Consider the following 20,071-nt stretch of genomic DNA (forward strand, 5'->3'; position numbering starts at 1 on the left):
CCTCCCCCCTCTCCCCTCGGGAAAAGTGGCGAGCCCCTCCCGCAAAAAACAGCCCCCCCCCCCCCCCCCCCCCCCCCCCCCCCCCCGCTCGTATGTCAGGTCACTTGTCCGCGCACTCCGCGCAGGTGCCGAAGATCTCGACGGTGTGGGCCACGTTCACGAAGCCGTGCTCGCTGGCGATCGTCTCGGCCCACTGCTCCACCATGGGGCCCTCCACCTCCACGGCCTTGCCGCAGACGCGGCAGACGAGGTGGTGGTGGTGGTCGCCGGTCGAGCAGCGGCGGTAGACCGTCTCGCCCTCGCTGGTGCGCAGCGCGTCCACCTCGCCCGCGTCCGCCAGGGACTGGAGCGTGCGGTAGACGGTGGTGAGGCCGACCGAGTCGCCGCGGTGCTTGAGCATGTCGTGCAGCTCCTGCGCGCTGCGGAACTCGTCCACCTCGTTCAGTGCCGCCGAGACGGCGGCCCGCTGCTTGGTCGAGCGGCCGCGTACGGGGGGTCCTGCCGTCACCACGGGGGCCTCCTTGAATGCTTGTCTGCCCCGCCATTCTGCCAGCCCCCCGTGCCCCCGCGGTCAGACCGGGATCAGACCTTCACGTCGTCGGCCGGCCGCCGGGTGGCCGGAACCGGTGCGTCGCAGTGCGCGGCGCCCGCCTCGGCGGCACGGGCCCGCCGCTTCGCCAGCGGGGCGGCGAGCAGGGTCAGCAGGACGAAGACGCCGATCGCGTACAGGACGATCGTCGCGCCGGGCGGCACGTCCTGGTAGTACGAGGTGACCGTGCCGGCGACGGTGACCGTGATGCCGGTCGCCACCGCGAGGACGAAGGTCGCGCGGAAGGACTTCGACAGCTGCTGGGCGGCCGCGACGGGCACCACCATGAGGGCGCTGACCAGGAGCAGGCCGACGACCCGCATGGCGACCGTGACGGTGACGGCGGCGGTGACCGCGATCAGCAGGTTCAGGGCGCGCACCGGCAGGCCGGTGACGCGGGCGAACTCCTCGTCCTGGCTGACGGCGAAGAGCTGCTTGCGCAGGCCGACGGTGACGAGGACCACGAAGGCGGCGAGGAGGCTGATCGCGGTGACGTCCGAGGCCGAGACCGTGGACAGCGAGCCGAAGAGGTAGGAGCTGAGGTTGGCGTTGGAGCCGGTCGGCGAGAGGTTGATCAGCAGGACGCCGCCGGCCATGCCGCCGTAGAAGAGCAGGGCGAGCGCGAGGTCGCCGCGGGTCTTGCCGTACGCCCTGATCAGTTCCATGGCCACGGATCCGGCGACGGCGACGAGGGTCGCCATCCAGACCGGGCTGGAGTTCAGCAGGAAGCCGAGGCCGACGCCGGTCATGGCGACGTGCCCGATGCCGTCGCCCATCAGCGCCTGGCGGCGCTGGACGAGGTAGATGCCGACGGCGGGGGCGGTGACGCCGACGAGGACGGCCGCGAGGAGCGCCCGCTGCATGAAGGGGAGCTGGAGGATTTCCATGGTCAGGTCGGCTTCCTCAGGTCAGCAGACCCGTACGGAGCGGCTCGCCGGCCGCGTGCGGATGGACGTGGTCGTGGCCGGGCAGCGCGTGCTGGCCCAGGGCCTCGGGCGGCGGGCCGTCGTGGACGACGCAGCCGTCGCGCAGGACGACCGCCGTGTCGATCAGCGGCTCCAGCGGGCCGAGCTCGTGCAGGACGAGGAGGACGGAGGTGCCGCCCGCGACCTGCTCGCGCAGGGTGGCGGCGAGGATCTCCTGGCTGGCGAGGTCGACGCCGGCCATCGGCTCGTCCATGATCAGCAGTTCGGGCTCGGAGGCGAGCGCGCGGGCGATCAGGACGCGCTGGTGCTGGCCGCCGGAGAGGGCGGAGACGGAGTCGCCGGCGCGGTCGGCGAGGCCGACGAGGTCGATGGCGCGCGCGACGGCGGCCTTGTCGGCCCGGGTGGCCCAGCCGAACTTCCGGCGGGAGAGCCGGCCGGAGGCGACGACCTCGCGGATGGTGGCCGGGACGCCGCTGGCGGCGGTGGTGCGCTGGGGGACGTAGCCGACGCGGGCCCAGTCGCGGAACCGCCGGCGCTCGGTGCCGAACAGCTCGATCGTGCCGCCGGTCAGCGGCACCTGGCCGATGACCGCGCGGACGGCGGTGGACTTGCCGGAGCCGTTGGCGCCGAGCAGGGCGACGACCTCGCCGCGGCCGACGGTGAGGTCCACGCCCCGCAGGACGGGCCGGGCGCCGAGGGCCGCCGTGGCCCCGCGGACGGAAAGGACGGGATCCGGGGCTGCCATGGCTCGTGCCTCCTGCTGTGCTGTGGTCACTTGGCGCCGAGCGCCTTCTGCAGCGCGGCGAGGTTCGACCGCATGACCTCGAGGTAGTCGGCGCCCCTGGACCTGTCCGTGATGCCCTCGAGCGGGTCGAGCACGTCCGTCCTGAGGCCGGTGTCGCCGGCCAGGGTCTTCGCGGTCTTGTCGCTGGCGAGGGTCTCGAAGAAGACGGTGGAGACCTTGTCCTTCTTCGCGACGTCCTGGAGTTCCTTGATGCGGGCGGGGCTCGGCTCGGACTCGGGGTCGACGCCCGTGATGCCCTCCTGCTCCAGGTGGTAGCGCTCGGCGAGGTAGCCGAAGGCGGAGTGGGTGGTGATGAAGGTGCGGGTTGCGGTGTTCTTCAGGCCGGTCTCGAACGCGGTGTCCAGGTCGGCGAGCTTCTTCACCAGGGCGTCGGTGTTCTTCTGGTAGTCGGCGGCGTGGGCCGGGTCGGCCTTCTCCAGCGCGCTGCCGACGCCCTTGGCGACCTCGGCGTACTTCACCGGGTCGAGCCAGACGTGGGGGTCGGCGCCGGCCTCGGAGCCGTGGTCGTGGCCGTGCTCCTCCTCGGCGGCGTGGTCGTGGCCGACCTCGGCGCCGTGCTGCTCGAGCGTGGTGAGGGTGGCGGCGTCGACGGTGTGCGCGACGCCGGCCTGGGCGATCGCCTCGTCGACGGCGGGCTGGACGCCCTTGAGGTAGAGGACGACGTCGGCCTCGCCGAGCGCGCCGATCTGCTTCGGCTTGAGCTCCAGGTCGTGGGGTTCGACGCCGGGCTTGGTGAGGGTGTCGACGGCGACGTGGACGCCGCCTATCTGCTCGGCCAGGAACTGCATCGGGTAGAACGACGCCACCACGTCCAGCTTGCCGCCGCTTCCCTTGCCGGCCGCGTCGGAGGTGCCGGCGCAGGCGGAGAGGGTGACGAGGCCGAGCGCGACGGCTCCGGCGAGGGCGGTGCTGGGTATGAGGCGACGTACGTTCATGACACTCATTTTCAACAAAAGTGGAAACGGTTGTCAATTGCCTTCCGGGTGGCCCCCCTCACGGGACGCGCCCGGAGCCCTCGCGCACCCCGGCCACCGAACCGATTTGATACGGGGGGTGCGGGCGCCGGTAACCTGAGGCATTCGCACTTCGTCGTCGTAATGAAGAGAGCACCGTGGCCGCCGACAAGATCGACACCATCGTCAGCCTGAGCAAGCGCCGTGGCTTCGTCTACCCGTGCAGCGAGATCTACGGCGGTCAGCGTGCCGCCTGGGACTACGGGCCGCTGGGTGTCGAGCTGAAGGAGAACATCAAGCGCCAGTGGTGGCGTTACATGGTCACCTCGCGCGAGGACGTCGTCGGCCTCGACTCGTCGGTCATCCTTGCCCCCGAGGTCTGGGAGGCGTCCGGTCACGTCGCCACCTTCACCGACCCGCTGACCGAGTGCACCTCCTGCCACAAGCGCTTCCGCGCGGACCACCTGGAGGAGGCGTACGAGGCCAAGCACGGCCGTCTCCCCGAGAACGGCCTCGCCGACCTCAACTGCCCCAACTGCGGCAACAAGGGCACCTTCACCGAGCCCAAGCAGTTCTCGGGCATGCTCTCCACGCACCTCGGCCCGACCCAGGACTCCGGCTCCGTCGCCTACCTGCGCCCCGAGACCGCCCAGGGCATCTTCACCAACTTCGCCCAGGTGCAGCTGACCTCGCGCAAGAAGCCGCCGTTCGGCATCGCGCAGATGGGCAAGTCCTTCCGGAACGAGATCACTCCGGGCAACTTCATCTTCCGCACCCGTGAGTTCGAGCAGATGGAGATGGAGTTCTTCGTCAAGCCGGGTGAGGACGAGGAGTGGCAGGAGTACTGGATGCAGCAGCGCTGGAACTGGTACACCGGCCTGGGTCTCCGCGAGGAGAACATGCGCTGGTTCGAGCACCCGAAGGAGAAGCTCTCCCACTACTCGAAGCGCACCGCCGACATCGAGTACCGCTTCTCGTTCGGCGGCAGCGAGTGGGGCGAGCTGGAGGGCGTCGCCAACCGCACCGACTACGACCTGAAGGCGCACTCCAAGGCCTCCGGCACCGACCTGACGTTCTTCGACCAGGAGGCCGGCGAGCGCTGGACGCCGTACGTCATCGAGCCCGCGGCCGGCCTCGGCCGTACGCTCCTGGCGTTCCTGCTCGACGCGTACATCGAGGACGAGGCCCCCAACGCCAAGGGCGTCATGGAGAAGCGCACCGTGCTGCGCCTCGACCCGCGCCTGTCGCCGGTCAAGGTCGCCGTCCTGCCGCTCTCGCGCAACGCGCAGCTCTCCCCGAAGGCCAAGGGCCTCGCCGCCGACCTGCGCCAGAACTGGAACATCGAGTTCGACGACGCCGGCGCCATCGGCCGCCGCTACCGCCGCCAGGACGAGATCGGCACCCCCTTCTGCGTCACCGTCGACTTCGACACCCTCGACGACAACGCGGTGACCGTGCGCGAGCGCGACACCATGAAGCAGGAGCGCGTCTCCCTCGACCAGATCCAGGGCTACCTCGGCAGCCGCCTCCTCGGCTGCTAGTCACCACGCCGCCACGCGAAAGCCCCCGGTTCCGACGCGGAACCGGGGGCTTTCCCGTGCCGTCAGGCGGCCGCGGCCGCCGCGGCGGCGTCGGCCTCCGCCTGGCGCCGGGCGCCCTCGGCGGCGCGGCGCCTGCCGAACCAGGCCGTCCAGACGCCGAGGGCGCCCAGGGCGCCGTAGATCATGACCGGGCTCAGGGTCACCATGGTCTTCGTCGGCAGGACGTAGGCCAGCCCGATCCGGACCAGCGCCTCGGTCACGTACGCCACGCCCCAGACCAGCGTCATCGTGCGCATGGTGGAGCGGAAGCCCTCGAACTGCCACATGCCGTTCCACCACGCCGTGCTCTCCGGGGTCCCGTCGGTCGCGAACTTGCGGCCGAAGTAGAACATCAGCGGGCGCGGCGCCAGCAGGGTGGCGAGGCAGAGCAGGCCGAACAGGCCCGTCACGCACGAGTCCTTGACCAGCAGCGCGCGGGCGGTGTGCGCGCCGACGAGCGAGACCACGGCCGTGATCACCAGGAAGACCAGGGTGACCAGCGCGAACTCGTCCACCTTGCGGCGCCAGGCCACCATGATCGCGGTGTCGAGGACCGGCCAGGCGCTGCTGAGGAGCAGGGCGGAGAACTCGGACCAGCCGTGGTCCTCGGTCAGCGTGTTGTACGTGAGGATCGGCGCGACGACGTTGAGACCGATGGTGAGGACCCAGCCGAGCGCGGAGGCGGCGCCTGATCGGGCCGGTGGCCTGGCGGGTGCGGACATGGTTCCCCCTGGGAGCTCTTACGGTCGAGGTGCGGGGGAACGCTAGTCACGCACCGGACAGGGAAGGGGAAACTCCAAGCCAAATGATCTTCAAGTGGGCCGGTGAGGCCGAGGGGCGCCGTGGCCCTCGCCGCTCAGGCCCGCAGCGCCCGCTGCACCAGGGAGACCACCGAGGCGAACGCGTCCTCCGCGCCCGGCTCCGACCAGTCGGCGGCGTGCGCCGGGTTGTGGAAGCGGTCCGTGGCGTCGAAGACCGCGCGGGCCGTCGCCGTCGCGTCCCGCTCCGGCTCGGCGAACCGGCCCTCCCGGCGGCCGTCCGCCAGGATCCGGGCGATCTGCTCCACGAGGTGCTCCTCGTGCCGGTCCACCACCGCGCTGTTCTCGCCGATGAGGACCTGGAAGGTGGCCATCAGCTCCGGGTCGCCGCCCGCCTTCCTCCGCTTGAGGGAGAAGAGGGCCGTGAGCCAGCCGGAGAGCCGCTCGTCCGCCGGGCCCCCAGCCTCCACGTACGGTTCCAGCGCGACGATCGTCCGCTCCAGCCACCGTTCGGTGACCGCCTCGCGCAGCGCCGCCTTCGTGCGGAAGTGGCGGTAGACGCTGCCGTGGCTGACGCCGAGCACCCGGGCCACGTCCACCACGGTCGCCTTCGCGGGACCGTAGCGTCGCAGCACCTCCTCGGTGGCTTCGAGGATGCGCTCTGCGGTCAGGGTCTCGGTGGCGGCCATGGAAGGACAGTACCCGTCAGTGCTCGCTGTCCAGGTGGGCCATCTGCGCCGCCGGGTAGCGCTCGCCGGCCGCCGCGCCCGCCGGGACGGCCTCCTCGATCGCGGCCAGGTCGGCGACGTCGAGCGTGACCTCCAGGGCACCGAGCGCCTCCGCGAGCCGCTCGCGGCTCCGGGCGCCGACCAGCGGGACGACGTCCACGCCCTGCCGCTCGCGCTGGGCCAGGACCCAGGCGATCGCCGTCTGCGCGACCGACACGCCCTTCGCCTCGGCGAGCGACCGCAGCCGGTCCACCAGGTCCAGGTTCCGCTGGAGGTTCTCGCCCTGGAACCGCGGGCTCATGCCCCGGAAGTCGCCCGGCGCCAGTGCGCGGTCCCGGCCGAAGTGGCCGCTGATCAGGCCGCGCGACAGGACGCCGTACGCCGTGACGCCGATGCCCAGCTCGCGGGCGGCGGGGAGGATCTTCTCCTCGATGGAGCGGGAGATCAACGAGTACTCGATCTGCAGGTCGGCGATCGGGGCGACGGCCGCCGCCCTGCGCAGGGTGTCCGCGCCGACCTCGGAGAGGCCGATGTGCCGGACGTGGCCCGCCTCGACCAGTTCGGCGATGGCGCCCACGGTCTCCTCGATCGGCACGTCGGGGTCGACGCGGGCGATCCGGTAGATGTCGATGTGGTCGGTGCCCAGGCGCTGGAGCGAGTACGCCGCGAAGTTCTTCACTGCCGCCGGACGGCCGTCGTAGCCGGTGAAGCCGCCTTCGACCGTGCGCAGCGCGCCGAACTTCACGCTGGTCAGGGCCTGCTCGCGGGCGGCGGCCGGTGCGCCGCGCAGGGCTTCCGCGATCAGCAGCTCGTTGTGGCCCATGCCGTAGAAGTCGCCCGTGTCGAGCAGCGTCACGCCGGCGTCCAGGGCGGCGTGGATGGTCGCGACCGACTCGGCGCGGTCGCTCTCGCCGTACAGCGCGGACATGCCCATGCAGCCGAGGCCCAGGGCGGAGACGGCGGGGCCGGTGGTGCCGAGCGAGCGGGTGGGGACGGGGTTCCGTGTCGTGGTCATGGGACAACCATGACATGTGCGATGACAGATTTCAATATTTGTCATTCGAATGGGGGTGCCCCGGGGTGCGGCCCCCTGGCGCACCAGGGCGAACGAAAACCGGATGCCCGCGGCACGGGGCCCCGGGTAGCGTCACCGGCATGTCCTCTTCGTTCTTCCAGATCTACGAGTGAGCGCGCCGAGCAGGCAGGCGACCGACCACCGCACACCCCCCTGACGGGAGAACCCATGGCCAAGCGCAACAACCTCCTCGGCGTCGGCGGACAGCGCAGGAAGCTGTCCCGCACCGACCGGCAGGGCACCGCCCAGGGCGGCTCCGCCGGCCGCGGCGCGGCCGACGAGCGCAAGCAGGAGCTGCTGGACCGGATGCGCGCCCGCACGCAGGGCACCGGCGCGGACAGCGGATCCGCCGACGCGTGACACCACCCGCACCACGGAGGGGCCCGGGGCGATCACCGCCCCGGGCCCCTCGCGTGCGCGGCGGCCCCGGCGGCCGCGAGCCCGGCACCCGCGGCCGGACGCCCCCTACGCCGCAGGCCGCGGCAGACGGACCGAGAGCGCCGCCGTCACCGCGATCATGATCAGCTGGACCAGCAGGGTCGCGACCAGCGGGGTCGCCGAACCGGCGGGGGAGGACTCGGTGAGGCCGAGGTAGAGGGAGCCCAGCGTCACCACGCCGAGGACCAGCGAGGACTGCTGCGTGGTCACCATGACGCCGCTGCCGACGCCCGCCCGCTCGGCCGGCACCTCGGAGAGGATCACCCGGAAGATCACCGGGAGCTGGAGGCCCTGCCCGAGCCCGGCGACCGCCATCCCCGGCAGCAGGAGCCCCACCGAGAGATCCGGCCAGGCGTCCCGGACCGTCAGCGCCAGCAGGCCGATCCCGAGGCCCTGGACGAGCGCGCCCGCCGTGACCACCCGCGTGCCCCAGCGCCCCACCAGCCGGGGACCCGCGAGGGAGGCCGCGAAGAACGCCAGCGCCATCGGCACCAGGGCGAGGCCCGAGGCCACCGCGCCCAGCCCCAGACCCTGCTGGAGCGCGACCGCGATCACGAACATGAAGCCGCCGAAGCCCATGCAGAGCGGCAGCAGCAGGACCAGGCCGCGGCGCAGCGAGACCAGGGCCAGCAGCCCCGGCGGGACCAGCGGGACCTCGCCCCGCCGGTCCGCCCGCCGCTCCGCCCGCCAGAACGCCGCCGCCACGAACGGGAACACGCCCAGCGAGACCCACGTCCAGGCCGGCCACCCCGCGGCCCGCCCCTCGGTCAGCGGTGCGAGCAGCGTGACCAGCGCCAGGGCGAGCAGCAGCGTCCCCGGCACGTCCACCGGCGCCGGGCGGTCCGAGCGGGTCTCCGGGACGCTCCGCGCGGCGAGCAGCAGGCCCGCGGCGGCGATGGGGACGTTCACCAGGAACACCGCCCGCCAGCCGGTGCCCGCCACGTCCGCGGCGACGAGCACCCCGCCCAGGATCTGGCCGCCCGCCATCGAGAGGCCGGCGGTCGCGCCGTACAGGCTGAGCGCCCTGGCCCGGCGCGGCCCCTCCGTCGAGGCGTGGATCGTCGCGAGCACCTGCGGCAGCATCAGCGCCGCCGCGGCGCCCTGCGCCACCCGCGCCGCCACGAGCGTCCAGGCGTCCGGCGCGACCCCGCACGCGAGCGAGGTCAGGCCGAAGGCGGCCATGCCCGCCAGGAAGAGCCGCCGCCGGCCGAAGAGGTCGCCGAGCCGGCCGCCGAGGACGAGCAGGACGGCGTACGGCAGGGCGTAGCCGGCGACGACCAGCTCCAGCAGCACCGGTCCGGCGGCGAGGTCGTGGTCGATGGCGGGCAGGGCGACGTTGACGATGAAGAAGTCGATCAGCGGCAGCGAGGCGCCGAGGAGGACCGTGAAGAGCCCCGCCGTGCCGAGCGCCGGCGGGCCGCCGCCCGGTGGGGCCTCCGTGCGGGCGGCGTGGGCCGGCGGGGCCACGGGGGCCGACCGGGTCGTCGGGGCGGTCGTACGGGCGGGGGCCGCGCCGCCGCGGCGGGAGGCGGGAGCGGGGGTGCGGCCGGGAGTCGGTGTCGTCGTCACGCGTCAGACGATCCGCCCCCGCTCAGCCTGGTACCAGAGTCTTCTTATCCTGGTACGACGAATACCTGGCAACGGGCTGACGGGCCCGGCACCCTGGGAGCGTGACGACAGCGATGACGGCGGCACCCGACACCCGGCGGCACGAGCTCGCCGCCTTCCTGCGCAGCCGGCGCGAGCGCATCGCCCCCGAGCAGGTCGGCCTGCCCCGGGGCCGCCGCCGGCGCACCCCCGGGCTGCGCCGCGAGGAGGTCGCCCATCTCTCCGCCGTCGGGGTCACCTGGTACACCTGGCTCGAACAGGCCCGGGACATCCAGGTCTCCCCGCAGGTGCTCGACGCCCTCGCGGACGCCCTCCTCCTCGATCCGACCGAGCGCAGCCACCTCTTCGCCCTGGCCGGCCAGAGCGATCCGCACCCCGGCGCCGCCTGCCCGGCCGTCACGCCCGCGCTGAGGGCGCTCCTGGAGCAGCTGGAGCCCGTCCCCGCCGCCGTCCAGAACAGCCGGTTCGACTTCCTGGCCTACAACCGCACCTTCGGGCAGCTCTTCTGCGACCTGGACGCCCGGCCGCGCGAGGACCGCAACTCGCTCTGGCTGGCCTTCACCGACGAGGACTTCCGGGCCGCGGCCACCGATCTGCCCGACCTCCTGCCCGTCCTCGCCGGGAAGTTCCGGGCCTCGATGGCCGAGCACCTGGCCGAGCCCGCCTGGAAGGCGCTGGTCCAGCGCCTGGAGGGGGCCTCGCCGGCGTTCCGGGAGATCTGGGCCCGGCACGACGTGGTCGCCCCGGGCGGCCGCACCAAGGTCATCCACAACGCCCACGTCGGCCTGCTCCGGTTCGAGCACACCAACCTGTGGCTGGGGCCGAGCACGGGCCCCCACCTCGTCACCTACGTCCCCGTCGACGCCGAGACCCGGGCCGGGGTCGAGCGTCTCCTCGACGTGGTGGCCCACGGGCGCGCGGCCCCCGCGGCTGTGAGCTCCGCCATGGCGGACGGCACGGCCGCCTGAGGCTCCCGGCGGTGCGCGACAATGGAGCGCATGACCGCGTTCACCCCTCTCGCCATCGGGCCGCACATCGTGCAGCCGCCGGTGGTGCTCGCCCCCATGGCCGGCATCACCAACGCCCCCTTCCGTACCCTCTGCCGCGAGTTCAGCGGCGGCAAGGGGCTGTTCGTGAGCGAGATGATCACGACGCGCGCCCTGGTCGAGCGCAACGAGAAGACGATGCAGCTCATCCGCTTCGACGAGACCGAGAAGCCGCGCTCGATCCAGCTCTACGGGGTGGACCCCGTGACGGTCGGCAAGGCCGTGCGGATGATCGTCGACGAGGACCTCGCCGACCACATCGACCTGAACTTCGGCTGCCCCGTGCCCAAGGTGACGCGCAAGGGCGGCGGCTCGGCCCTCCCGTACAAGCGCCCGCTGCTGCGGGCGATCCTGCACGAGGCCGTGACCAACGCCGGCGACCTGCCGGTCACGATGAAGATGCGCAAGGGCATCGACGACGACCACATCACCTTCCTCGACGCGGGACGGATCGCGGTCGAGGAGGGCGTCACGGCGATCGCCCTGCACGGGCGCACGGCGGCCCAGCACTACGGCGGCACGGCGGACTGGGACGCGATCGCGCGCCTCAAGGAGCACGTGCCGGAGATCCCGGTCCTCGGCAACGGCGACATCTGGTCGGCCGACGACGCCCTGCGGATGATGCGGGAGACGGGCTGCGACGGCGTGGTCGTCGGGCGCGGCTGCCTGGGCCGTCCCTGGCTCTTCGCCGACCTGGTGGCGGGCTTCGAGGGCACCGGCGCCTACGCGCAGCCGGGCCTGCGGGAGGTCGCGGACGCGATGGTGAAGCACGCGCGGCTGCTCGGCGAGTGGCTGGGTGACGAGGCACGCGGTGTCATCGACTTCCGCAAGCACGTGGCCTGGTACCTCAAGGGCTTCGCGGTCGGTTCGGAGATGCGCAAGAAGCTGGCGATCACCTCGTCCCTGGACGAACTGCGCGCTCAGTTGAGCGAGCTCGACCTGGACCAGCCGTGGCCGGTGGGTGCCGACGGCCCTCGGGGCCGTACGTCCGGAAACAACCGGGTTGTCCTGCCGGACGGCTGGCTGAAGGACCCGTACGACTGTGCGGGAGTGAGCGAGGACGCCGAGCTGGACACGTCCGGCGGCTGAGATCCGGCCTATCCTGGGGAGTGATCCTCGCCACCCCTGAGGGGGGTGCCGCTCACATGAGCAGGTTACGAGCGGCTGCACCGCCTGAAGGGGTGGCACTGGGTGCCACCCCTTTTGCGTTCAAGACTTGAACACACTTGCTCGAATGGATGCTCAAACGAGCGCCTTCCCGCCGATTCGAGCCAGGGAGCCTTCGGGCCGTGAAAGCGGAAGCTTCCGGTCGGTAACTTTCGAAGTGCTGGCGGACGGGTGGTTAAGACCGAGTGTCCGGTAGGCGTACCTCCCCAGAAGCCTTCGATCTGGGTATGTTCCTCGCCGTCAGGGCAGCCAACCGAGTCATCGAGGAGTCGGGACCCGTGTCGGAAAACAATGATCAGAAGTTCGTGTACGACTTCACCGAGGGCAACAGGGACCTGAAGGACCTGCTCGGTGGCAAGGGCGCGAACCTCGCCGAGATGACCAACCTCGGTCTTCCGGTCCCTCCCGGCTTCACGATCACCACCGAGGCGTGCAAGGTCTACCTCGAGAGCGGCTCGGAGCCGGTCGAGCTCCGCGACGAGGTCAGCGCGCACCTCGACGCCCTCGAGCGGCAGATGGGCAAGAAGCTCGGCCAGGCCGACGACCCGCTGCTCGTCTCCGTCCGCTCCGGAGCCAAGTTCTCCATGCCGGGCATGATGGACACGGTCCTGAACATCGGCCTCTCCGACGAGTCCGTGGCCGGCCTGGCCCGCCAGGCCGACAACGAGCGCTTCGCGTGGGACTCCTACCGCCGCCTCATCCAGATGTTCGGCAAGACCGTCCTCGACGTCGACGGCGAGCTCTTCGAGGAGGCCCTCGACGAGGCCAAGGCCGCGAAGAAGGTCGCCAGCGACACCGACCTGGACGCCGCCGACCTCAAGAAGGTCGTCAAGCACTTCAAGAAGATCGTGAAGGCCCAGACCGGCCGCGACTTCCCCCAGGACGCCCGCGAGCAGATGGACCTCGCCATCGAGGCCGTCTTCAACTCCTGGAACACCGACCGCGCCAAGCTGTACCGCCGCCAGGAGCGCATCCCCGGCGACCTCGGCACCGCCGTCAACGTCTGCTCGATGGTCTTCGGCAACCTCGGCCCCGACTCGGGCACCGGCGTCGCCTTCACCCGCGACCCCGCCTCCGGCCACGCCGGCGTCTACGGCGACTACCTGCAGAACGCGCAGGGCGAGGACGTCGTCGCCGGCATCCGCAACACCGTGCCGCTGGCCGACCTGGAGTCGATCGACAAGACGTCGTACGACCAGCTCATGCACATCATGGAGACGCTGGAGACCCACTACAAGGATCTCTGCGACATCGAGTTCACCATCGAGCGCGGCCAGCTCTGGATGCTCCAGACCCGCGTCGGCAAGCGCACCGCCGGTGCCGCCTTCCGCATCGCCACGCAGCTCGTGGACCAGGGCCTCATCGACGAGGCCGAGGCGCTCCAGCGCGTCAACGGCGCCCAGCTCGCCCAGCTGATGTTCCCCAAGTTCGACGAGGACGCCAAGGTCGAGCAGATCGGCCGCGGCATCGCCGCCTCCCCGGGCGCCGCCGTCGGCAAGGCCGTCTTCGACTCCTACACCGCGGTCAAGTGGTCCCGCTCGGGCGAGAAGGTCATCCTGATCCGCCGCGAGACCAACCCGGACGACCTGGACGGCATGATCGCCGCCGAGGGCATCCTCACCTCACGCGGCGGCAAGACCTCGCACGCCGCCGTCGTCGCCCGCGGCATGGGCAAGACCTGTGTCTGCGGTGCCGAGGAGCTGGAGGTCGACACCAAGCGCCGCCGGATGACCACCTCCGACGGCCAGGTCGTCGAGGAGGGCGACGTCGTCTCCATCGACGGCTCCACCGGCAAGGTGTACCTCGGCGAGGTCCCCGTCGTGCCGTCCCCGGTCGTCGAGTACTTCGAGGGCCGCATGCACGCCGGCGCCGACGACGCCGACGAACTCGTCGCCGCCGTGCACCGGATCATGGCCTACGCGGACCGCGTCCGCCGGCTCCGCGTCCGCGCCAACGCCGACAACGCCGAGGACGCCTCGCGCGCCCGCCGCTTCGGCGCCCAGGGCATCGGCCTGTGCCGCACCGAGCACATGTTCCTCGGCGAGCGCCGCCAGTACGTCGAGCGCCTCATCCTCGCCGACACGGACGAGGAGCGCGACGCGTCGCTGAAGGCCCTCCTGCCGCTGCAGAAGCAGGACTTCATCGAGCTCTTCGAGGCCATGGACGGGCTCCCCGTCACGGTCCGGCTGCTCGACCCGCCGCTGCACGAGTTCCTCCCCGACATCACCGAGCTGTCGGTGCGCGTCGCCCTCGCCGAGTCCCGCAAGGAGCCGCACGAGAACGACCTGCGCCTGCTCCAGGCCGTGCACCGGCTGCACGAGCAGAACCCGATGCTGGGTCTGCGCGGCGTCCGCCTCGGACTGGTCATCCCCGGCCTGTTCACCATGCAGGTCCGGGCGATCGCCGAGGCCGCAGCCCAGCGCGTCGAGGCCAAGGGCGACCCGCGTGCGGAGATCATGATCCCGCTCGTCGGCACCGTCCAGGAGCTGGAGATCGTCCGCGAGGAGGCCGAGCAGGTCATCGCCGAGGTCCAGGCGCAGACCGGCGTCGAGCTGAAGCTGGCGCTCGGCACCATGATCGAGCTGCCGCGGGCCGCCGTGACCGCCGGCCAGATCGCCGAGGCCGCGGAGTTCTTCTCCTTCGGCACCAACGACCTGACCCAGACGGTCTGGGGCTTCTCCCGCGACGACGTGGAGGCCAGCTTCTTCACCGCGTACCTGGAGAAGGGCATCTTCGGCGTCAGCCCCTTCGAGACCATCGACAAGGACGGCGTGGGCGCCCTGGTCCGCAGCGCCGTCGAGGCCGGCCGCGCCACCCGCCCCGACATCAAGCTCGGTGTCTGCGGCGAGCACGGCGGCGACCCGGAGTCGGTGCACTTCTTCCACGAGGTGGGCCTCGACTACGTCTCCTGCTCGCCCTTCCGGATCCCGGTGGCGCGCCTGGAGGCCGGCCGCGCGGCGGCCGAGGCGAAGGGCAGCGACAGCCGCTGAGCCGTGCTGAACGACGGTTCAGCAGCGGCCATCGAGTCCTGCTGAACCGGCGGTCAGGAGCGACGGTCGGGTCCTCCTGACCCCCGGTTCAGCAGCGGAACCTCAGGACCACCGGGGCCGGCGCCGGTCACTTTTCGACCCTCACCGGCGGGCGGCGGCCCCGGAATCACAGCGACGGGACGGACACCTTTGTGCAGAGGTGTCCGTCCCGTCGGCTTTCGTCCCGCTCATTTCGCGAGGCCGTCGATCGGATGTGAGTTCCTGTTCAATTGCGGCCGATTGAATTATTCGCTATTGAACTTTTCTGTTCCGCGCCGCAAAGAACGGGACGGGCGCGACCCCCGGATCCCCACCCGGAGGCCGCGCCCTTTACCGATGCCGGGCAGGTGAGCCGCAACCTCGCCGACCGCCGCCAGACGCGCAAAGCCCCCCACGGTCTTCGACACGTCACCTCGGTCCTGAAGGTTTCCTGCCCGACCCGCACAGCTTTTCGTTTCCGCCCCGATTGCCGCGATGCCTTTCAACTGTGGCTGAAACACCCTGGTAACGTGCAGTGATGCTGTGCATACTCGTTGTCGGGGGTGGTTGCGAGTGCACAGGTGGGGACGTCATGCTGCGGATTCATTTCACCGGAAACGACTTGGCGGGGGTGCGGACCGCCGCCCGGCCGGATGTTCTGTGGGAAACGATTCTCAGCTTTCACCGTTTAAGGGACCGGCGCGGACCCGTGGTCTACGGGGAATGGCGGTCGGATACCCGCACCAGACTCGGCGGTGAGACCCGGCTGCTCGCCGCGCTGGTGCCCAGCCGCGGCTATTTCCCCGACTTCCTGACGCCCGCGGAGGGCGTCAGCGGCCTCGACGAGGGGCTCCAGGCGATCCGCGCGACCGACGGCGGACGGCTCCGCGGAGAGCTCTCGCTGCTCGCCGCCGACCGCTCCGGCGGCCGGACCGTGCCCCACTCGCTGCGGGCCCTCGCCGACGGCGGAGCGGAGCCCTTCGACCGGCTCGTGGGGGCCCTGCGCGGCTACCACCGGGCCGCCATCGAGCCGTACTGGCCGCACATCCGGGCCCAGGTGGAGGCCGACCGGGCCCGGCGCGGCCGGGCCCTGCTCGACGGCGGGGCCGACGAACTCCTGGCCTCGCTGCCGCCGATGCTGCGCTGGCGGGCGCCCGTCCTGGAGGCCGACTACCCGGTCGACCGGGACGTCCACCTCGACGGGCGGGGGCTGCTGCTCCAGCCCTCCTACTTCTGCCGCGGGACCCCGGTCGTGCTGCGCGACCCCGCGCTGCCGCCGGTCCTGGTCTACCCGGTCACCCACGGCGAGGCGCCGACCGTCCGCTCGCCGGGCGGCTCCTCGCTGGCCAAGCTGGTCGGCCAGACCCGCTCCGCCGTCCTGCACGCCATCGGTGACGGCGGGACCACGAGCGAGCTCGCGCGCCGGGCCGGCGTGTCCCTCGCCTCGGCGAGCCAGCACGCGGGCGTCCTGCGGGAGGCCGGGCTCATCGCGACCCTCCGCAACGGCAACGCGGTCCTGCACACCCTGACGCCGTTGGGCGCCGCCCTGCTCGGCGGCGCCCAACGGCCGGTGGACCTGCGCTGCTACACGGGCGACTACGCCCGGAACGGGCCGGTCACCTCGTAGGTGATGCCGCCGGAGGAACTGCCGCTGGTGCCGCGCTGGCTGGAGAAGTACAGCCGTGTGCCGTCGGGGGAGAAGGCCGGCCCGGTGATCTCGGAGGAGGACTGGCCCGTGATCCGCAGGAACGGCGCGACGACGTCGTCCGGGGTGATCACGCAGATCTCCATGCTGCCGCCGTCCTCCGCGACGAACAGGTCGCCGGAGGAGGTGCCCGTGATGTTGTCCACCCCGGTCAGCGGGGCGCCGCCGCCGGTGACCAGCGAGTCGTCGTAGGCCAGCTCGTACGTCCCGGCCGCCAGGTTCACCTGCCAGACGCGGTTGTCGCCCTTGGTGGTGAACCAGACGGTGTCGTTCGCGTAGTAGCAGCCCTCGCCGCCGTTGAACCGCTTGGCGCCGGAGACCTGGTTGCGGGTGACGGTCGGGGAGCCGTCCGGGTCGGGCACGTTCTGCCAGGTGAAGGTGCCGGAGGTGGCGGTGGACGCCTTGAAGACCTGGAGGGTGCCGGAGGAGAGGTTGCCCCAGGTGGTGGGGAGGAAGCGGTAGAAGCAGCCGTCCGTCTCGTCCTCGGTCAGGTAGACCGCCTTGCGCACCGGGTCGGCCGCCGCCGCCTCGTGCTTGAAGCGGCCCATCGCGTCCCGGCGGGTCGCGGTGCCGCCCCACGGATTCGTCTCGTAGACGTAGCCCAGGGACACCTCCTCGCAGGACAGCCAGGTGTTCCACGGCGTCTTGCCGCCCGCGCAGTTCTGCCGGGTGCCGGAGAGGATGCGGTAGGCGCCGGTGACCGTGCCCGCCGCGTCGAAGCGCACCGCGCTCGCGCCGCCGCTCGGGTTGATCTCCGAGTTCGACACGTAGATCCAGCCGGTGCCGTCGACGAAGCAGGCCCCGCCGTCGGGCGCGCTGTGCCAGGCGTACGAGGTGCCGGTCACCGTCTGGCCCGACCGGGCGATCACCCGGCTGGTGAACCCGGCCGGAAGCTGGATGCCGTTCGCGTCCGCCGCGCCGAGCGCCCCGTAGGGGCCGGCTCCGGGCTGGGCCGGGGCGGCGAAGGCCGCTCCGTGCCACAGGCTGCCGCCGAAGGCGGCGACCGACGTGCCGATGACCGCTCCACGCAGGAAACTGCGTCGCTCCACGTCTCACTCCTGAGAAGGGTGGTGAACCGCCCCGCCATGCCGGTCGGCGACGGGGTCGCGCGCTTCCGGAACCTAGGAGTCTGGCGTTGACAGGGCATCAACAAGCGGTGAAGCGGAGGCGGCGGGAGCCGGGACCTTCGGCACTGGGGGAGCGCAGCCGCCCGGGGCACACTGGACGGCATGAACGCCACCCGGGACACCGCCGGCCGCGACGGGCTCCGCGGCCGTGAGGACATCGGAGGCCGCGAGGACCTCGACGTGCTGCTGCGCCGCTTCTACGGCGCCGCCTTCGCCGACCCGCTCATCGGGCCCTTCTTCACCGAGATCGCCGGCACCGACCTGGAGGTCCACCTGCCGCGCATCGCCGACTTCTGGGAGCGCGCCCTCTTCCGCACCGCCGCCTACGGGCGGGACGCGTTCGCCCCGCACGCCGCGCTCCACACCGCCCGGCCGCTGACCGCCGCGCACTTCGGCCGCTGGGTCCAGCTCTGGCACGCGAGCGTCGACGGGCTGCACCGGGGGCCGCGGGCCGAGCGGGCCAAGGCGCAGGGGGAGCGGATCGCCCTGGCGATGCTGCGGCGGCTGGCCGGGCCCGCGGCGCCGACCGGCGGCGGGGGCGGCGGGTTCGTACCGCTGGCCGCCCTGGAGCTGCGCTCCGTCGCCTGAGCGAAAAGAATTTCCCCGGAGAGCGATGAGTTCCGGGGGCGGGTCCGTCCTACCTCTCGACAGCACCGCACGATGGAGGAGAGAGCACCATGGCCCCGCAGATGATCTTCGTGAACCTGCCCGTCAAGGACGTCGACGCCAGCAAGGCCTTCTTCGAGAAGCTCGGCTACTCGTCCAACCCGCAGTTCAGCGACGACACCACCGCGTGTGTGGTCTTCAGCGACACGATCTTCGCGATGCTGTTGGAGGAGCCGAAGTTCGCTTCCTTCATGGCGCCGGGCAAGGAGATCGCCGACGCCATCCGGACCACCGAGGTGCTGGTGACGCTGAGCGCCGAGAGCCGCGCCGAGGTCGACCGGCTGGCCGACGCCGCCCTCGCCGCCGGCGGCGGCCCGGCGAAGGAGCCGATGGACCTCGGTCACATGTACGGCCGGTCCTTCACCGACCTGGACGGCCACCACTGGGAGGTCTTCTGGATGGACCCGGCGGCGGTCGCCCAGGGCTGAACCGGCGGGGGATCAGGCCGACACGCCGCCGTCGATCACCAGGTCGGTGCCGACGGCGGAGGCCGCGTCGTCCGAGGCGAGGTACAGGACGGCCGCCGCCACCTCGGCGGCGGAGGAGATGCGGCCGAGCGGCGACTGCTCCTTCATGCGGACCTCCCGCTCGGCCTCGGACTCGCCGGGCAGCAGCGACATCGAGGACTCCGAGGCTCCGGGGCTGACCGCGTTGATCCGGACCCCGTCGGCGATGTGGTCCAGGGCCGCGGCCCTGGTGAGCGCCGAGACGGCCGCCTTGGAGACCTGGTAGCCGAAGACGCCGGGGACCCGGACGTGCGGGCCCAGGTTGGACGCGATGTTCACGATGGCACCGCCGCCGTGCGCGCGCATGTGCCCCACCTCGGCCTGGAGGGCGTGCAGCGTCCCCGTCACGTTGGTGTCCAGCAGCGTCCGCCAGTCCTCCAGCGGGAAGTCGGCGGCGCTGTGTCCGCCGCGGAAGACCCCGGCGTTGTTCACGGCGACGTCGAGGCCGCCGTAGAGGGCGACCGTGCTGCGCACCAGCTCCCGGGTCGACTCGGCGCTCGCCACGTCGGCGGTGACGGCGGCCGCGGTCCCTCCGGCGGCCTCGATCAGCGCCACGGTCGCGGCGAGGGGTGCGGCGGTGCGGCCGGCGACGACGACCCGGGCCCCCTCGGCGGCGAAGGCGAGCGCGATGGCCCGGCCGAGGCCGGAGCCGGCGCCGGTGACGAGGACGGTGCGGCCGGTGAAGCGAGCGGACATGAGGGGCTCTCCCTGGAGTGGTGTGGTGAACTTGACCGTACGTTCCATAATGAGGTCCGAGAAAAGGCGCCCCGGTGGGCGCCCGTCCCTCAGTCCAGCAGGCGCAGTGCCTGTTCCGCCGCGTCCCCGACCCGTCCCGGGTCGCTCGACGCCTTGCCGACCACCCGGATGCCCTGCATCAGGACGAGCAGCATCCGTGCCAGGGCCCGCGGATCGCGGTCGGCCGGCAGCTCGCCCCCGGCGCGCGCCCGGGTGAGGGCCGCGTACAGCAGGGTCTCGATCTGCTCCCAGCTGAGCTCCACCCGGCGGGCGACCGCCGGGTCGTGCGGGCCCAGCTCCGCCGCCGAGTTGGTGACGAAGCAGCCGTTCAGCCGCTCTCCCTCGGTCGCCGCCTCGGCGGCGAAGCGGCGGACCAGGGACCGGACGGCCGGCAGGGCCGGGCCCGGCGCGGACAGCTCCTCGACGATCAGCGGGTCCCGCGTCTCCAGGTAGCGGTCCATCGCCCTCAGGTACAGCTCGTGCTTGCTCCCGAAGGTCGCGTAGACGCTCGCGCGGCCGATGCCGAGGTGCTCCACGAGCTCCGACATCGTCGTCGCCTCGTAGCCGCGCGCCCAGAACAGTTCGAGGGCTGCCTGGAGCGCGGCGTCCGGATCGAATTCCTTGGTCCTGGCCATGGCAGGACCGTACGAT

The 20,071-nt window shown here is 72.0% G+C and carries 19 protein-coding genes; 8 read left to right on the forward strand and 11 right to left on the reverse strand.

Translation table 11 applies throughout. The features are described 5' to 3' along the window. Positions 1-100: 100 nt before the first annotated feature. The 4 genes from ACZ60W_RS30575 to ACZ60W_RS30590 form a co-directional block, all read right to left on the reverse strand. The gene (locus ACZ60W_RS30575; RefSeq protein WP_469758641.1) at positions 101-511 is read right to left on the reverse strand and encodes a Fur family transcriptional regulator; all 411 of its coding nucleotides are present in this window, start codon (positions 509-511) and stop codon (positions 101-103) included. Positions 512-582: 71 nt separating this feature from the next. Then, complete coding sequence (locus ACZ60W_RS30580) at positions 583-1,476, reverse strand: metal ABC transporter permease (protein ID WP_469758642.1); 894 nt, start codon at positions 1,474-1,476, stop codon at positions 583-585. A 16-nt stretch (positions 1,477-1,492) separates the two neighbouring features. Then, the gene (locus ACZ60W_RS30585) at positions 1,493-2,260 is read right to left on the reverse strand and encodes a metal ABC transporter ATP-binding protein (RefSeq protein WP_469758643.1); all 768 of its coding nucleotides are present in this window, start codon (positions 2,258-2,260) and stop codon (positions 1,493-1,495) included. A 26-nt stretch (positions 2,261-2,286) separates the two neighbouring features. Continuing rightward, a complete protein-coding gene (locus ACZ60W_RS30590) occupies positions 2,287-3,255 on the reverse strand; it encodes a metal ABC transporter substrate-binding protein (RefSeq protein ID WP_469758644.1) in 969 nt (322 codons plus the stop codon). 176 nt (positions 3,256-3,431) lie between these two features. Here ACZ60W_RS30590 and ACZ60W_RS30595 point away from each other — a divergent pair, with 176 nt between their 5' ends. Continuing rightward, positions 3,432-4,814, forward strand: a complete 1,383-nt coding sequence (locus tag ACZ60W_RS30595) for a glycine--tRNA ligase (RefSeq protein WP_469758645.1) — start codon at positions 3,432-3,434, stop codon at positions 4,812-4,814. Positions 4,815-4,876: 62 nt separating this feature from the next. Here the strand turns inward: ACZ60W_RS30595 and ACZ60W_RS30600 are convergent, their stop codons facing one another. The 3 genes from ACZ60W_RS30600 to ACZ60W_RS30610 form a co-directional block, all read right to left on the reverse strand. Further along, positions 4,877-5,575, reverse strand: coding sequence for a VC0807 family protein (locus tag ACZ60W_RS30600; protein WP_469758646.1), 699 nt, complete (start codon positions 5,573-5,575; stop codon positions 4,877-4,879). A 134-nt stretch (positions 5,576-5,709) separates the two neighbouring features. Then, positions 5,710-6,300 carry a TetR/AcrR family transcriptional regulator gene (locus tag ACZ60W_RS30605; RefSeq protein ID WP_469758647.1) on the reverse strand — a complete coding sequence of 197 codons (591 nt, stop codon included), beginning with the start codon at positions 6,298-6,300 and terminating at the stop codon, positions 5,710-5,712. Between the two features lie 16 nt (positions 6,301-6,316). Beyond that, on the reverse strand, positions 6,317-7,354 hold the full coding sequence (locus ACZ60W_RS30610) for an aldo/keto reductase (protein WP_469758648.1): 1,038 nt from the start codon (positions 7,352-7,354) through the stop codon (positions 6,317-6,319). Positions 7,355-7,582: 228 nt separating this feature from the next. On the opposite strand from ACZ60W_RS30610, the gene ACZ60W_RS30615 reads away from it, so the two are divergent. Further along, positions 7,583-7,774, forward strand: coding sequence for a DUF6243 family protein (locus ACZ60W_RS30615; protein WP_469758649.1), 192 nt, complete (start codon positions 7,583-7,585; stop codon positions 7,772-7,774). Between the two features lie 105 nt (positions 7,775-7,879). On the opposite strand, the gene ACZ60W_RS30620 is transcribed toward ACZ60W_RS30615, so the two are convergent. Further along, positions 7,880-9,319, reverse strand: a complete 1,440-nt coding sequence (locus ACZ60W_RS30620; RefSeq protein ID WP_469758680.1) for an MFS transporter — start codon at positions 9,317-9,319, stop codon at positions 7,880-7,882. 215 nt (positions 9,320-9,534) lie between these two features. Between ACZ60W_RS30620 and ACZ60W_RS30625 the strand changes: the two genes are divergently transcribed. From ACZ60W_RS30625 to ACZ60W_RS30640, 4 genes are all read left to right on the forward strand, one after another. Continuing rightward, positions 9,535-10,428 carry an MmyB family transcriptional regulator gene (locus ACZ60W_RS30625; RefSeq protein ID WP_469758681.1) on the forward strand — a complete coding sequence of 298 codons (894 nt, stop codon included), beginning with the start codon at positions 9,535-9,537 and terminating at the stop codon, positions 10,426-10,428. Positions 10,429-10,458: 30 nt separating this feature from the next. Beyond that, positions 10,459-11,595, forward strand: coding sequence for a tRNA dihydrouridine synthase DusB (dusB, locus tag ACZ60W_RS30630; protein WP_393642401.1), 1,137 nt, complete (start codon positions 10,459-10,461; stop codon positions 11,593-11,595). Between the two features lie 356 nt (positions 11,596-11,951). Further along, a complete protein-coding gene (gene ppdK, locus ACZ60W_RS30635; RefSeq protein WP_469758650.1) occupies positions 11,952-14,663 on the forward strand; it encodes a pyruvate, phosphate dikinase in 2,712 nt (903 codons plus the stop codon). Positions 14,664-15,273: 610 nt separating this feature from the next. Beyond that, a complete protein-coding gene (locus ACZ60W_RS30640) occupies positions 15,274-16,308 on the forward strand; it encodes an ArsR/SmtB family transcription factor (RefSeq protein ID WP_469758651.1) in 1,035 nt (344 codons plus the stop codon). Here the strand turns inward: ACZ60W_RS30640 and ACZ60W_RS30645 are convergent. Then, positions 16,278-17,435 (reverse strand): alkaline phosphatase PhoX, encoded by a 1,158-nt coding sequence (locus ACZ60W_RS30645; RefSeq protein ID WP_469758652.1) that lies wholly within the window; start codon positions 17,433-17,435, stop codon positions 16,278-16,280. The two genes, ACZ60W_RS30640 and ACZ60W_RS30645, sit on opposite strands and share 31 nt — an antisense overlap. A gap of 180 nt (positions 17,436-17,615) precedes the next feature. Here ACZ60W_RS30645 and ACZ60W_RS30650 point away from each other — a divergent pair, with 180 nt between their 5' ends. Continuing rightward, entirely contained in the window at positions 17,616-18,101 is a 486-nt protein-coding gene (locus ACZ60W_RS30650; protein WP_469758653.1) for a group III truncated hemoglobin, read from the forward strand. Positions 18,102-18,190: 89 nt separating this feature from the next. Beyond that, on the forward strand, positions 18,191-18,607 hold the full coding sequence (locus ACZ60W_RS30655; RefSeq protein ID WP_469758654.1) for a VOC family protein: 417 nt from the start codon (positions 18,191-18,193) through the stop codon (positions 18,605-18,607). Positions 18,608-18,619: 12 nt separating this feature from the next. Here ACZ60W_RS30655 and ACZ60W_RS30660 read toward each other — a convergent pair whose 3' ends face one another. After that, positions 18,620-19,381 (reverse strand): SDR family NAD(P)-dependent oxidoreductase, encoded by a 762-nt coding sequence (locus tag ACZ60W_RS30660; protein WP_469758655.1) that lies wholly within the window; start codon positions 19,379-19,381, stop codon positions 18,620-18,622. 89 nt (positions 19,382-19,470) lie between these two features. Continuing rightward, a complete protein-coding gene (locus tag ACZ60W_RS30665; protein WP_469758656.1) occupies positions 19,471-20,055 on the reverse strand; it encodes a TetR/AcrR family transcriptional regulator in 585 nt (194 codons plus the stop codon). Between the last annotated feature and the right edge of the window lie 16 nt (positions 20,056-20,071).

The sequence above is a fragment of the Streptomyces sp. NPDC104202 genome, assembly GCF_055584185.1.

What these genes read in the sequence shown, in the direction of transcription:
- ACZ60W_RS30590 (WP_469758644.1), bottom strand. Translation starts at nt 3,255, where the DNA reads ATGAACGTACGTCGCCTCATACCCAGCACCGCCCTCGCCGGAGCCGTC.
- ACZ60W_RS30600 (WP_469758646.1), bottom strand. Translation starts at nt 5,575, where the DNA reads ATGTCCGCACCCGCCAGGCCACCGGCCCGATCAGGCGCCGCCTCCGCG.
- ACZ60W_RS30665 (WP_469758656.1), bottom strand. Translation starts at nt 20,055, where the DNA reads ATGGCCAGGACCAAGGAATTCGATCCGGACGCCGCGCTCCAGGCAGCC.
- ACZ60W_RS30615 (WP_469758649.1), top strand. Translation starts at nt 7,583, where the DNA reads ATGGCCAAGCGCAACAACCTCCTCGGCGTCGGCGGACAGCGCAGGAAG.
- ACZ60W_RS30660 (WP_469758655.1), bottom strand. Translation starts at nt 19,381, where the DNA reads ATGTCCGCTCGCTTCACCGGCCGCACCGTCCTCGTCACCGGCGCCGGC.
- dusB (WP_393642401.1), top strand. Translation starts at nt 10,459, where the DNA reads ATGACCGCGTTCACCCCTCTCGCCATCGGGCCGCACATCGTGCAGCCG.
- ACZ60W_RS30580 (WP_469758642.1), bottom strand. Translation starts at nt 1,476, where the DNA reads ATGGAAATCCTCCAGCTCCCCTTCATGCAGCGGGCGCTCCTCGCGGCC.
- ACZ60W_RS30650 (WP_469758653.1), top strand. Translation starts at nt 17,616, where the DNA reads ATGAACGCCACCCGGGACACCGCCGGCCGCGACGGGCTCCGCGGCCGT.
- ACZ60W_RS30585 (WP_469758643.1), bottom strand. Translation starts at nt 2,260, where the DNA reads ATGGCAGCCCCGGATCCCGTCCTTTCCGTCCGCGGGGCCACGGCGGCC.
- ACZ60W_RS30610 (WP_469758648.1), bottom strand. Translation starts at nt 7,354, where the DNA reads ATGACCACGACACGGAACCCCGTCCCCACCCGCTCGCTCGGCACCACC.
- ACZ60W_RS30655 (WP_469758654.1), top strand. Translation starts at nt 18,191, where the DNA reads ATGGCCCCGCAGATGATCTTCGTGAACCTGCCCGTCAAGGACGTCGAC.
- ACZ60W_RS30605 (WP_469758647.1), bottom strand. Translation starts at nt 6,300, where the DNA reads ATGGCCGCCACCGAGACCCTGACCGCAGAGCGCATCCTCGAAGCCACC.
- ACZ60W_RS30625 (WP_469758681.1), top strand. Translation starts at nt 9,535, where the DNA reads ATGACGGCGGCACCCGACACCCGGCGGCACGAGCTCGCCGCCTTCCTG.
- ACZ60W_RS30640 (WP_469758651.1), top strand. Translation starts at nt 15,274, where the DNA reads ATGCTGCGGATTCATTTCACCGGAAACGACTTGGCGGGGGTGCGGACC.